This is a genomic window from Telmatocola sphagniphila (assembly GCF_018398935.1).
In the GTDB taxonomy this organism is placed as follows: Bacteria; Planctomycetota; Planctomycetia; order Gemmatales; family Gemmataceae; genus Telmatocola; species Telmatocola sphagniphila.
In genome coordinates this window covers 6,352,967-6,365,644 of the sequence record NZ_CP074694.1, presented here as the reverse complement: position 1 = coordinate 6,365,644, position 12,678 = coordinate 6,352,967, and the positions used below count along the sequence as shown (strand labels likewise).

The following is a 12,678-nucleotide window of genomic DNA, read 5'->3' as shown; positions in this document are numbered from 1 at the left end:
TTCCGATCGGAATCTGCCGTTGGAAATTCGAATTTGCGAATGCTCGGTCAGATCGAGGCGGTGGCTGTTCGACGACGGCGCAGGATCCCAAAGAAGCCAGCTCCCAGGGCCACAACCGACAGCAGCATGGCCGGTTCAGGAACCGGGCTGAAGTTATACAGAACCACGTCGTTACCCCCGGTTAGAGTGCCCAGAGCTTCATTCCCCGTGTAGGAAATCTGTGCCGTATAAGCGCTGGCCGCCGCCCCGACGGCAGAGATCGTGATGGTCGCGCCTTGGGGCAAGCCGTTAAAAGTTCCAGTCGTGGTGCCCCCGCGATTGTTGATGATGTACAACTGATCGTTGACACCTGGCGTGTAGTAGAGAATCGCCTGCAAGGTTGCATTTCCCAGCGAGACCGCGGAGTTGTAAACGCGGAGTTGGCTGTAAAAATCCGAGCCGGAACCTCCTTGGGGTGAGTTGCCGCCCAGCCCCACGGCAAAGGTCGCATTCGCATTCGCGAAAGTTACGCTGTTTGCCACGCTCATTGTCAGATGGTTGGAGGCACCCGATCCGATATTCCCGGGAGCCAACGTGCCACCGTTAACATAGACCGTCCCGTAAATGACATTTTCACCAGCCGAGGGACTGTAGTACGAAGCGGGGATGCTTCCGACATTGGGGTAGATGGTACCGTTGTAGCCTTGACCGCCTGTGTTACCTCCGGCCAGCACCCCGGTCGTTCCCTGCACAGTTAAGTTCGCATTTACAGTATTTCCGCTAATGTGAAGCGTGCCACCGGTGACTACGATGGACCCTGTCGGGGAAGAACTGGCCGCATTGATCGATCCCAGGTAAAGATCACCGTTACCCGATTTCACCAGGGTACTGCCAGTAGCAATCGTGGTCTGATTTCCCGTCAGGAATACAGAAAAGCTGGAATAGGAATTCGCATCGATCAGGATCGTGCTGGATCCGTTGGCCACGGAAAAACTGCGATCCGATGACATGGTAGCGTTTACCGGATCCTGCCGGCGAATTTGCAGCGTTCCACCGAGGAGGACCAGATTGCTGGCACTGGAATCGGAGGCCCCGATCGAGCTGACCGAACCGCCATTCGCGATATTGTAAATATCGAGAATCGCATTGCCCTGAACGATTGTGCTGCCGGTGTAAGTATTCGAGGTGCCCTGGATTTGAACAGTTCCGGGCCCGGTCGCCGTCAGGCCCCCGCTGCCGGAGATGACGGAACCCAGACCGAAAACGATGGAGGAGGTGTTATACCCGGTGCTGAGCGTCGTATTGAAGCCCGCATTGTTATAGCTGCCCTGAACATTGATAATTGAGTAGGCAGCAGAAGCCGACCAGGTTTGCGTGGCTTCCGCGGTCAATCCCAGAAAGCCATTCCCGATTATGAATTGACGATAGTTAGAACTCGTCCCCGTGGACTGAATCGCGATGCCCCCCGCACCAATACCGAGATTCTTTGTGGTGTTTGCGTTGAGGTTGTAGTCCCCCGGTGCCTGATTATTGACGATATACGAATAAGCACTGAAAGACGGACCTGCATCCCAGTTGATGTTCGTGTAAGTACCTGGCCCACCAAAATAGAGCTGGGTGTTATTCACATCGCTGACCGGCACAGCTCCCGTACCCAGCCAATTTGAGGCTTGACTGAAGTTGGCCTGATTGGGGACAGCAGTGCCATTTCCGGAAGTACCATTCCAAGTGTAGTCCGTGGCTTTACTTGCAGAATTAGCAGTTACTAGGAGCAAGCCTGCTAAAGACAGCTTGCGAAAAATGGAAAGCATCTTGTGCTGAACCTCACGGGAGAAGAAGGCATAATCAGGAACTTGGGCGGATTCCAGAGCTTCTTTTTTATGAATTTTTCCGGTTATTCTAGGCCCCGGGTGAAATTTTTGCGTTTTAGTCCCAATGTAAAATAAAATTCGCTTTACTAGCCCAGCAAAGAGTGATTGCCGCTGAGTGATTCGAGAGAGTCTTCCGCAACTTTTTTCGATCACTGTAAAGCCAAATCCCGTCATTCGCTCCATCCCTTAATTCGACTCTTTTCTGGTATTTCGCATCCTGAGTTACTAGACTTCTTGCAGGTTCAACCATCTCTGAGTGATTCTCCGAATCACTTCTCTCTGAGGGACGTTTATGAAGCGATTTTTGATTACGTGCTGTGCGATGCTTTTGGGTTTAGCTTCGACCAAAGCAGAGGAGGCCATTATGGTCGATCTCAGCAAAGCGGAACTGAAGCCAGCGAATGGAGCCTCAACCGATCTCCTGAAATTCGACGATGGCAAAATCTCCTACTACGTCAACGGCTCGGCCATCCTGAAAATCCAAGTACCTGCAGATGGCGAATACACCATAACGCTCGGCGCCTCGTGCGACAAAGCCATGAAGAAGGGTGCCTTGATCACTCTCAAAGCCGACAAGGATACTCTCAAGGAGAATCTGGAAATTCCAGAAGAAAGCCAGAAAGATTACAAAGTGACCGCCAAGCTGAAAAAGGGCGATGTAAGCCTGAGCGTGATCTACACCAACGATGAATACAAGGAGAACGAATACGACAGGAACTTTTACCTCCACTCGGTGAAGGTTGAAAAGGCCAAATAAATCGAACGATAGTCCGTCCTGCCTCACAGGTGAGCTAACCAGCCGCCTGTGAGTTCACTCAATTCGCGCAGCCCCTACCGATTACTGCCCCGCATAAATTCTTCTACCGCCTCTTTGGCCTCCGCCAGTCCAACGCCCGTTTCTTCCCGGTAGGCTTTGATGGCTTCAATCTTCCGGCTCGGATCTCTGGCAATTTCCTGAACCTTCTCGGAAAGTGCAGGGCCGATATTCGGATCGATGCCCGATTGCACCAATAAGAGGTTGAGCTTCTTCTCCAACCGACCAAGTCGGAAGGTCAACTGCCCGTAGGAACTAACCGCTATGAAGAGGATAGCGCCCAGGAGGATATAGCTCCATTCCATACTGCACTCTTTCTTCGAAGGTCCAAAATCACGATTTTTTCTGACTTCCCTGAAGGAGCGACCAGTTCTTAAGCGAAGCCCTAACTGCTGCCTGGGCATAGTCAACTTTGCGGGCCTGCGCCTGTTCTTCGGTCGCCCCCGGGCCGATAATTCCGATTCCCACCGGCTTGCGATGCTTCAATTGCAACTGTACCAAGGCCTGATGCACCACGTTTCCCATCACCTCGCCATGCAGAGTTTCCCCACGTTCGATGTAACCCAGCGCGACCACGATACCGGTATCGGATTGCGACAGTTCCAGTTCCGCGATTAAGGGAATTTCGTAGCAGCCGGCAACTTTGATAACGCGAATATCCGTAATCCCAGCTTCCCGAGCGGTTTTTTGAGCTTCTGAAATCATTGTGTCGATGATCGACTTATTGAATTCCGCCGCCAGGATGGAAATTCGAGTCGGAAGTAGGCTCATAGATTCGGTCTCAATCCTTGAATTGTAATTTGATGTCTCTTTTTTCGCGATTGGTTACTTCCGTGCCCAGCGTGACCTGAAGCGATTGACCCACGGTTGTCGCCTCCGCAAAATCAGGCACTCCCTTGGGATAAATGGCCCTGGCGGTAGGATTAAGCACTTTTTCACCGTTCACTTTCAGGTTACCGAAAGTAATCTGCACGTGGGGGATATCGGTGGTGGGAATTACCCGTCCGTAGATTTCCACGAAATTGGCGACTTTGCGATCCAGGACCAGGTTTTCCCCTTTGAACCGCAGCGCCCCGACGAAAATATTTTCGTCCTTTTCATGGCTGTAGACGAATGCTCCCACCCAGGTGGCGGGCTGGCCATCGACCATTTCTTTATCCATTTTGGTGAGACGATAGGTATATTTCCCTTTCGTCCACTCATAAGGTCGGCGGACACTGACGAAATCTCCTTCGTGGCCGGAACTCTGGCAGAAACCGCCGTCCGCCGGGCGAATTGCCTCGAGCCGACGTTCTTCCCACATTGAAAAGAGAAATCCAGGTCCCAGCTTGCGCAGCCGGGTGTCCTTTTTGGTATTTCCATCCAATTGAGTCTGGATTCCACCATAAAAGGGGATTTTGTTCAAATGCCCCAGTCCGATAGGCGCGATATACAAGGGAATTTTCGGATTAACCGTATCGCTGAGGGTAACATCGACGCTGTAGCTCTCGAACGGCATTTCTTTGCCGAGATCCCACCAGGTGTCGACCAGATGCCAGGGAGTCGAGATATACTTCCTCTCCGTGGAATTTCCCTGGGCCAGCACATAGCCGGGAGATAGCAGTCCTGCCAGTACTACCAAATATCGTATCACGCTACTTCCTTATATGGCATTCCGCTCCAGAAGTAGCCATTGTAGCCCCTGAAGAACTCCCGTCGAATCGATTAAGCGTTCCCCGAAAAGTGCGGCTTCGCTAATTCCTGCCCGGGAACATTGATGAAACCCATCAAATTTTTGTAGAATGGCAGAAGTCAATCACTCGACGAGATATGCTGTGAAATCACCTCGAATGGCGGATGGCGAGCGTACGCTGGCGGTATTCCTGGACTTTGAAAATATCGGTATCGGCCTTAAGAACCGCCGAGACACCTTTCAGGTTTCCAAAGTCCTGGAACGGCTGGTGGAAAAGGGCAAGATCGTAGCCAAGAAGGCCTACGCCGATTGGTCTCGATTCGGCAACTTCACCGGCATGCTCCACGAAGCCGCCTTCGAGTTGATCGAGATTCCCAAGCGCTCGCAGATCGGTAAGAACTCAGCCGACATCCGACTTTGCGTCGATGCCATGGATCTCGCCTTCTCCAAGGACCATATCGACACTTTCGGTATCGTCTCCGGAGACAGCGATTTTTCACCACTGGTTTCCAAGCTCAAGGAACTCGGCAAGCATGTTATCGGTATCGGTTTGGCCGAGGCTACCAGCGACCTTCTGCGCGACAACTGCGATGAATTCATCTATTACGACGATCTCGATAAGCCGACCCTCTCGGCCTCGTTAAGCCAATCGATTCCGGAAAGCAAAAAGAAGGTTATGGGCCTTCTCATGGAATCACTTCTGGCCCTTCGCCGCGAAAATAAGGAAGTCCTATGGTCTTCCATGATCAAGGACACGATGAAGCGGAAGAAGCCGAGCTTCAACGAAGAATATCACGGCTATAGAACTTTCACAGCACTGCTGGAAGACGCCGCGCAGCAGGGCTTCATTGAGCTGGAGAAACACAAAACCAGCGGCACCTATGTGGTCACTCGCTTTGGCGAGGAAATGAAGCAAGAGCGAATTATTCTGCCTCAACCGGTCGTTCAGAGCAACGGCCCGCGGCCAACTCGTCCCACCACCCCAGTGGCCCCCCGCGGCACGGGAGTTAATCCGCCGCCGTCGCAAAGAAATCCGGCACCCAACCCTCGCCCGAATCAGCACGCTCGACCACCCGTCGAGCCCCCGCGAGCCACGGATACCGAACTCGACAAATTCGAAGATCGATTACTGGATCGCGTGGAATCCCGCTACGGCGACTGATTTTTTCTTCTTCCCTGACTCTTTCCATGAAAGGGTCATGAGAATTGCATTCCGCATTTTTTTCCTACTCCCCAGCCTCACTAAGATATTCGATGCCGTTTCTCATGCACCGCAGGAGTCACTATGCGCATTCTTCCCCTGGTGTTGCTATTATTCGTTAGTCCCGCTTTTTCCCAAGATCCCGCGAGTCCTCAGGCCGAGCACCTATCTCCCTATGGACTGAAAGGCAAATTCCTGCTGTTGAATGGAGAAAAGCCCAAAGATCTGCTCGACGGCGAAATGCTGACGGTAGTGGATGTCAAGAAAGGCCGGCTCCCGGCGGGATTGCAACTCTTGAATAAAGTGACCGAGGAACCGAAGCCGGGCAGCGTCGGAATACACATTCCTTCGGAAGCCTATCTTCTGATTGACTCCCGTAAAATGACCAACGTGGGCAAAGGGAAGATCACAATTCGACTCGCAAAATCCAAAAATCGAGAAGCTCGCCATATCGATCTTGAGGGGAAGAGATCGGCCGATTACAACGAAATGCGGCGCTGCGCGGCGGATCGCTTAGCCGGTTCCCCCTACCCACCCAAAGAAGTTCCTGTGCCGAACGTCCCCAACGGCACCCTGGTGATCGTCGGCGGGGGCGGTATGCCGACGGAAATCGCGAAAGCGTTCGTCGAAGCCGGCGGCGGTTCGGATGGCGAGTTCGTTTTCCTGCCAATTTCGATGCCCGACCCTATTAAAACTCAGCCCGAAGAAACTTTCATGCGAAAGCTCGGTGCAAAAAATGTTCACGTCATCCCCTTTCGCGAACAGAAGGATCTGGAAGATCCCAAGACACTTGAAATACTCAAGAAAGCGACCGGCATCTGGTTCGGCGGCGGCCGGCAGTGGAATTTCATGGACGCTTATGAAGGTACTAAACTTCCCGATCTATTTCGCGAAGTACTCAAACGGGGCGGCGTAATCGGCGGATCCTCGGCCGGTGCCACGATCCAGGGAGATTACATGGTGCGCGGCGCGCCGGCTGGTCCAAATATTATGATGTGCGAGGGGTACGAGAGGGCTCTGGCGTTTCTGCCCGGCACAGCCATCGACCAACACTTTACTGCTCGGAATCGATTCAAAGATATGACCGGCTTCATGAAAGCTTACCCGCAATATCTTGGAATCGGACTGGATGAAGCGACCGCCATCATCGTGCGAGGCACCACGGCCGAGATTATGGGGAAAGGCAAAGTGCATTTTTACGATCGTCGCAAACCGGTCGTTGAAGGCGAACCCGATTACGAAGCTTACCCTGCCGGCACGAAATACGATCTGAAAGAACGAAAGGTATTGAAGTAATTTCGCAAAATCAATTTCTGACTTAAGCTCAAAATTGCGTTGCTCCCCTTGAAGTCTGTTGATCGCCCAATCTCTCATTCCAAAAATTTCTTTTCCATTTCCCGCAAGATTTGCAATTGGCCGGCAAGTATTCTCTTAGTCATGGCCAAGAACCCGACTCCAACCGAGGCAGAAAACTGTTCGCCCTTCCCGGCGGCAGTCAGTATCGATTGGCCGCGGGCTTTGAGCCAACATGACCGATGGCTGCGGACTTCATTATTCGCGCGCCTGGGTATCTGGCAAGCGGTGGAAGAAGTGATGCAGGAGGTTTCCCTCGCGGCCATCTCGCACAAGACGCCCCTGTGCGATCCCTCTCGGGTGGGGGCCTGGCTCTATCGCGTCGCTTTGCGTCAATCCCTCATGTACCGACGACGAATGGGCCGGTATCGGAAATTTCTCGGCGGATTCGCGCGGGAGCGAAGTGATGAAGCGAGTACAAAACCCGATCCGCTTAATTTGCTGCTCAGCGATGAACGCAAAATTCTGGTTCGGAAGGCCTTGGCAAAGTTGAGTGCGATTGATGCTCAGATACTTTTGTTGAAGTACACCGAGGACTGGAGTTACAGGGAACTGTCGCTGCATTTGGGTGTGAGCGAAAGCTGTATCGAAACACGACTGCATCGAGCCCGACAACGGCTACGCGAATCGATCCTGGCTAGCGATGCAATGGATTCGGCGGAATAGATATGAATGCAAAAAAAAACAACTTGGAACTATCTCAACTGATTGATCGACTGGTCGATGGTGAGTTACCTGAACAAGATCGCCAGGCGTTACTTCGAAGGTTGGAGATAGAACCCGACGGCTGGCGAACTTGCGCTCTGACATTCCTGGAAGCTCAGACCTGGCGAGCGACCTTTAGAGAAGTAGCTGAAGCGCCGCGGCAGGAAATTATGCCAGCCAAATCGACGAAGTCCAAGTTTGGGTGGGGATTTATTCCTCGTGTCGCACTACTCGCCGCCAGTCTGTTATTAACTTTCTATCTCGGCCATTCGATTCAGCCGACCGCCCGGGAAGTGGTTCAACAACCCGTTGAAACACCTAGCGAAATTACTGTTAAGAACACTCCGCTGGAAAAGCCTTCGGAATCGGTACCAGTTTCGACTCCGCAAACATCGAAGGAATTGGCGGAGTTGACCAGGCTCTGGGCCGAGCGAGGCTTTTTCACGGAGTTACAGGAGAGGAAACTCACCTTGCAAATGCAGGATGGGCGGACAGTGACTGTTCCTGTGCAGGAAGTCTATCTGCACCACCCCGGCAACCGAACTTATTGAACCGAAAACAATTTTTTAATTTAGTCCGAAACTTAAGGAGTATTGACCATGCGCTATCAATTTGGGCGATCGTTATTTTTGCGATCCCTTTGTGGAATGGCGGTTGCATTTTGCTTGAATTCTGGATCCGTCTGGGCCCAGACAGCCGAGATTGTCAATCAAATTGAGTCACGTTTACAAGCACAGAGAGAAATGGAGAGAGCTCAACTTAACGCACAATTGCGGTACAAGCAAGCGGAGGTGCAGTTAGCCGAGGTATTGTATGATCGAGCTCTGGTAAAAATTCGAAATATCTATGGTGCCTCGCTCTCGCCCATCAGCGATACGGCCCGGGCGCAACTCAAAATCCCCTCAGGTCAAGGCTTACAGGTCAACAATTTAGACGATCAAGGTCCGGCTCAAAAGATCGGTTTGAAAGACAATGATATATTGCTTACCCTCGCCGATAAGCCACTGGGCTCGGCAAATGACTTAACAGAAATACTTAAAGCAGCCAAGGAAGCGAAATTGGTTTTGAAACTCTTACGGGATGGAAAAGCAATCTCCATTTCCATTCGGCCGGTTTCCAGCGTCAGTTTTGGCTCGGTTCCTTCCGAGAAAAAAGATTACTATATCGGGGTACAAATTTCCACGATTGAAGAGGTGCTGCGCACTCAGTTGAAAGTCCCTGCAAATGAAGGTGTCGTTATCAATGAAGTTGTTAAGGACAGTCCCGCCGAAAAGATAGGCCTCAAAAAGCACGACATTATTCTTAGTCTCGGCAAGAAAGGAATCAGCAGCTCTGAGACCTTGTCTGCACAGGTGCAGGCGACGAAAGATCAACCAACAACGCTGGTCTACCTGCGTGATGGTAATGCTAACTCCGTTACCATCACGCCTGCTCTTCGAACACCAGAGCCGACCAGCGCGGAAGCCGATCCTTCCTTAGGGGATCTTAGGCTTAAGTTATGGTCTTCTTACATTCAAGGTAATCGTTACGCCAATGACTACCGCGCTTTAACTCAGGCAACAAATACCACCAGTACCCTGGCGGAAAAAACTGTGAAAGTTCAAGGCACTCGCGACGCGATTCTCCTAGAACAATTTGGGAAATTTCAGGAGCAAATAAAGGAAAAAACGGCCAAATCCAATGAGGAATTGGAGTCTCTAAAAGCAGAAATTAAAGCTTTACATACGGCCATAGAGCAGCTGAATAAGACGCTTCGCGAGAAGAAATAATATCCCCGCCGCCTTAATAATCAATCCGTGCGGATTCCTTCAAAACGGAGTGAATCCGTACAAATCGTTTTCTTGTCCCCATTCGCGTTTTTTGAGTCCACACCCTTTCTGACAGGCTTTGCCTAGAATCATTTAAGGAAGTTATTCACCAATTCGTTCTGCAAATAGGAATCTCCATGGACCGACGCGATCTCATGAAGTTATTCAGCGGCACCTTGCTTACCGGAATGTTCGGCGAGCCTCTTTTCGCTCAGGACAAAAAACCGGTAACCTCGGCCTTCGACGAGGCCAAGATTGTCACTTCGCCTTTGCGCGATAACGTTCACCTCCTCACCGGTCCCGGTGGTAACATTGCCATCTCGGCAGCGGAACAAGGTGTTTTGATCGTCGATTGCGGAGTTCCCGGACGAACCAACGATATCGGGAAAAGTATTTCGGCGATCACAACTAAACCACTGAAAATGGTGGTGAACACTCACTGGCACTTCGATCACGCCGGGGGCAATGAAGCGCTCGCTAAATCGGGAATCACTATCGTCGCTCACGAAAATACTCGCAAGCGATTGGCCGCGGATCAAAATATCGAACTTTTTAAAATGAAAATACCGGCTTCACCGGAAGCTGCCTGGCCCGTGCTAACGTTCAAAGACACGATGACCATTTATCATGGCCCGGAGGAATTGGCTCTCGAATATCTGCCCAACGGCCATACTGATACGGACATCCTGATTCACTTCCGCAAAGCCAATCTACTGCACATGGGCGATCTGTTCTTTAATGGGACTTATCCATTCATCGACACATCGACTGGCGGAACGCTGGAAGGGATGATCCAAGCGTCCGAAAAGGCTCTCAAGATGGTCGACAAAGATACCAAAATCATCCCGGGCCACGGTGCAGTATGCGGTGTTCCGGAACTCAAGGAATTTCTGGATATGCTGAAAGCCCTTCGGGATGCGATCAAACCACTCATGGAAGCCGGGAAAACTCTCCCGCAGATCGTCGAAGCCAAGCCGACAGCCCGCCTGGATATCAAATATGGCAGAGGCCCGGTATCCGGCGACCTGCTCGTAACCATGATTTACGCCGCCCTTTTACCGAAAAAATAAAGGGCAAAAACCGGTTAAACCAGTTCTGGCATCGCCCGCCAGTTATCGACCAAAGTGTGCGGCCGACCGGTGTAATCCGGCAGCGTGACCGCCAGCGGATCGATTCCAAAGTGATGGTACAAAGTCGCGTGCACTTCGCCGAAGTGCACCGGTCGGCTGGCGATCCGACCGCCATCTTTGGTTGTCGAACCTATTACCTGGCCCGTTTTGAAGCCACCCCCGGCAATCAAGGCACCACCAACATCCGGCCAATGATCGCGCCCGCCATCCGCATTGATCTTCGGCGTCCGACCAAATTCTCCCCAAGCGACCACGGCCACGTCTTTATCCATTCCTCGTTCATGCAAATCGGTAATCAGGGCGTGCATGCAGCGGTCGAAAATCGGGAAGTGGGTGTCCTTGCACTCGCTGAAATTCTTCGAATGAAAATCCCAACGGCCGAAATTCAGTGTGACCACACGCGCCCCGGCCTCGACCAATCGGCGTGCCATCAGAAAATGATCCGGATTGCGAGGAGCCCCATCCCCGTAATTTTTGGAGTCCCCTTTACCGTAACGGTCGCGAATGGCTTGGGGTTCCTTAGAGATATCCAGTGCCTCCGCGAGTTTGGCGGAAGATAAAATCTCCATGGCCTGACGGCCAAAGGCATCGAGGCCGTTCATCGTCTGCGTATTATCCAGATCGCGACGCATACCATCGAAATTGGCCAGAAGCTGTTTACGATCGGCCAGCATGCTGGAGTTCAGCCCATTCAGTTTCATATCCTCTCGGACGGAACCGGAAGGCCGAAAAGCGGAATGAGTGACACCCAGATAGCCAGGATGTCCCGGGGAACCGTAAGGTGGATGACCCGCGTTGGGCGCTAGTCCGACAAAGGGAGGAATCGATCCGTTCGCAGGTCCCAGGAGCTTGGAAATTGTCGATCCAATAGAGGGCCATGTACCGGGCACCAGATCCCTCTTCGAGCGACCCGTATAACAAATAAACGAATCGTGATCGCCATCCGGCGAGCCGTAGACCGATCGTATCGGTACGCACTTATCCATGATCGAAGCGATTTTAGGAAGGTATTCGCAAATTTGTATGCCGGGTACTTTGCTGTTGATTGGCTTAAATTCTCCGCGAATGTCGACCGGAGCTTCCATCTTCAGATCGTACATGTCCTGGTGCGGCGGCGCTCCGACCATGTAAATCATGATCACGGCCTTTTGCGACTTGAGGATCCCTCTAGCCTGTTCCGCTCGCAGGAGATTGGGGAGAGAAAGGCCACCCATGCCCAGGGCACCGACCTTTAGGATTTCGCGACGTGTCAAGCCGTCGCAAAGCCGGTTCGCGTAACCGTTCAGTGAGAGCATATTTCGACCTCCAGCAACTTGGAAACGGAAGCAGCAAATCCGTTTGTCATCCAGCGGGGAAAATTAACGATTGAGGAAACGAGAAATTATCGGCGGGTTAATTCAAATCAGTCCTAAGATTTTATCACGCTTCGAAATGAAATGCTACTGCAATATCGAAGATCGCGGAGTCCAGCGACAGGAACTTTCGGTCAAAAGTCCGCTCTCGGCTTATTGATTCTTCCGTTCGTAGGTGTAACTCAAAGTGCTTTCCGCGAGCGTAATATCTTTGATGGCGTTCAGCAGTTCCGTGCGAGTCACTTTTTCTGATTTAAATTTGGGTTCTTCAGACAGCGCGTAAACGGTGATGTGATATTCCTTGGGCCCAGGCCCTTTAGACTTCATGGGGTCGTATTCTTTGCGATTTTTGTCGTTATAGCCCAGCTGCCCCACGCCTTTCGAGTTCTTCTCCAGGCTCGTGACGCTGGCGGGAATGTTGTAGAGCACCCAGTACGATTTTACATCCCCAGGGCCGGGTACGTGCCAGAGTTGAAGCGCGTAGCATTTGGTTTCCTTGGGTGCGCCGCTCCATTTCAAAGGCGGCGAGATTCCTTCACCATCACCTGTAAATTCAATTGGATACTTGCCATTGGCTTCGAAGTCCGGGCTCGTGACTTTAAGATCACCCTTTTGAATGATCTTGGGTGCAGCCTGATTTTTTTTCGGAACTTGTGCGAGAAGCAAGGCGCTGGAAAGCACCCCTATGATTAGACAGAGAACCAGCCCGATTTTGAGCCAGGGCTTCTTTCGACGGGGTGGAGGTTCGTTAAAAACCACTTGTTGAAAGCTTCGCATCGCGATATTTCCCAGA

At 51.8% G+C, this 12,678-nt stretch carries 13 protein-coding genes; 7 read left to right on the top strand and 6 right to left on the bottom strand.

Going from position 1 to position 12,678, the window contains the following annotated elements; translation table 11 throughout:
- Nucleotides 1-47: 47 nt before the first annotated feature.
- Nucleotides 48-1,790, bottom strand: a complete 1,743-nt coding sequence (locus tag KIH39_RS25485; RefSeq protein ID WP_213496828.1) for a PEP-CTERM sorting domain-containing protein — start codon at nucleotides 1,788-1,790, stop codon at nucleotides 48-50.
- A gap of 352 nt (nucleotides 1,791-2,142) precedes the next feature.
- On the opposite strand from KIH39_RS25485, the gene KIH39_RS25480 reads away from it, so the two are divergent.
- Nucleotides 2,143-2,607, top strand: a complete 465-nt coding sequence (locus KIH39_RS25480) for a carbohydrate-binding domain-containing protein (RefSeq protein ID WP_213496826.1) — start codon at nucleotides 2,143-2,145, stop codon at nucleotides 2,605-2,607.
- Between the two features lie 74 nt (nucleotides 2,608-2,681).
- Here KIH39_RS25480 and KIH39_RS25475 read toward each other — a convergent pair whose 3' ends face one another.
- Genes KIH39_RS25475 through KIH39_RS25465 form a run of 3 tightly spaced genes read right to left on the bottom strand, consistent with a single transcriptional unit; the run spans nucleotide 2,682 to nucleotide 4,297 of the window.
- On the bottom strand, nucleotides 2,682-2,969 hold the full coding sequence (locus KIH39_RS25475; protein WP_213496824.1) for a ribosomal protein L7/L12: 288 nt from the start codon (nucleotides 2,967-2,969) through the stop codon (nucleotides 2,682-2,684).
- A 28-nt stretch (nucleotides 2,970-2,997) separates the two neighbouring features.
- Complete coding sequence (gene ribH, locus KIH39_RS25470) at nucleotides 2,998-3,435, bottom strand: 6,7-dimethyl-8-ribityllumazine synthase (RefSeq protein WP_213496823.1); 438 nt, start codon at nucleotides 3,433-3,435, stop codon at nucleotides 2,998-3,000.
- A 10-nt stretch (nucleotides 3,436-3,445) separates the two neighbouring features.
- Entirely contained in the window at nucleotides 3,446-4,297 is an 852-nt protein-coding gene (locus KIH39_RS25465; protein WP_213496822.1) for a DUF3472 domain-containing protein, read from the bottom strand.
- Between the two features lie 181 nt (nucleotides 4,298-4,478).
- Here KIH39_RS25465 and KIH39_RS25460 point away from each other — a divergent pair, with 181 nt between their 5' ends.
- The 6 genes from KIH39_RS25460 to KIH39_RS25435 all read left to right on the top strand — a co-directional run bounded on the left by KIH39_RS25460 (nucleotide 4,479) and on the right by KIH39_RS25435 (nucleotide 10,473).
- Nucleotides 4,479-5,498 (top strand): NYN domain-containing protein, encoded by a 1,020-nt coding sequence (locus KIH39_RS25460; protein ID WP_213496820.1) that lies wholly within the window; start codon nucleotides 4,479-4,481, stop codon nucleotides 5,496-5,498.
- 123 nt (nucleotides 5,499-5,621) lie between these two features.
- Complete coding sequence (locus tag KIH39_RS25455) at nucleotides 5,622-6,833, top strand: cyanophycinase (RefSeq protein ID WP_213496818.1); 1,212 nt, start codon at nucleotides 5,622-5,624, stop codon at nucleotides 6,831-6,833.
- 141 nt (nucleotides 6,834-6,974) lie between these two features.
- Nucleotides 6,975-7,556, top strand: coding sequence for an RNA polymerase sigma factor (locus tag KIH39_RS25450; RefSeq protein WP_213496816.1), 582 nt, complete (start codon nucleotides 6,975-6,977; stop codon nucleotides 7,554-7,556).
- A 2-nt stretch (nucleotides 7,557-7,558) separates the two neighbouring features.
- Complete coding sequence (locus KIH39_RS25445) at nucleotides 7,559-8,146, top strand: anti-sigma factor (RefSeq protein ID WP_213496814.1); 588 nt, start codon at nucleotides 7,559-7,561, stop codon at nucleotides 8,144-8,146.
- 48 nt (nucleotides 8,147-8,194) lie between these two features.
- Complete coding sequence (locus tag KIH39_RS25440; protein WP_213496812.1) at nucleotides 8,195-9,364, top strand: PDZ domain-containing protein; 1,170 nt, start codon at nucleotides 8,195-8,197, stop codon at nucleotides 9,362-9,364.
- 176 nt (nucleotides 9,365-9,540) lie between these two features.
- On the top strand, nucleotides 9,541-10,473 hold the full coding sequence (locus KIH39_RS25435; protein ID WP_213496810.1) for an MBL fold metallo-hydrolase: 933 nt from the start codon (nucleotides 9,541-9,543) through the stop codon (nucleotides 10,471-10,473).
- Between the two features lie 14 nt (nucleotides 10,474-10,487).
- On the opposite strand, the gene KIH39_RS25430 is transcribed toward KIH39_RS25435, so the two are convergent.
- Nucleotides 10,488-11,828 (bottom strand): DUF1501 domain-containing protein, encoded by a 1,341-nt coding sequence (locus tag KIH39_RS25430; RefSeq protein WP_213496808.1) that lies wholly within the window; start codon nucleotides 11,826-11,828, stop codon nucleotides 10,488-10,490.
- A gap of 210 nt (nucleotides 11,829-12,038) precedes the next feature.
- Nucleotides 12,039-12,662 (bottom strand): YbhB/YbcL family Raf kinase inhibitor-like protein, encoded by a 624-nt coding sequence (locus KIH39_RS25425; protein WP_213496806.1) that lies wholly within the window; start codon nucleotides 12,660-12,662, stop codon nucleotides 12,039-12,041.
- Between the last annotated feature and the right edge of the window lie 16 nt (nucleotides 12,663-12,678).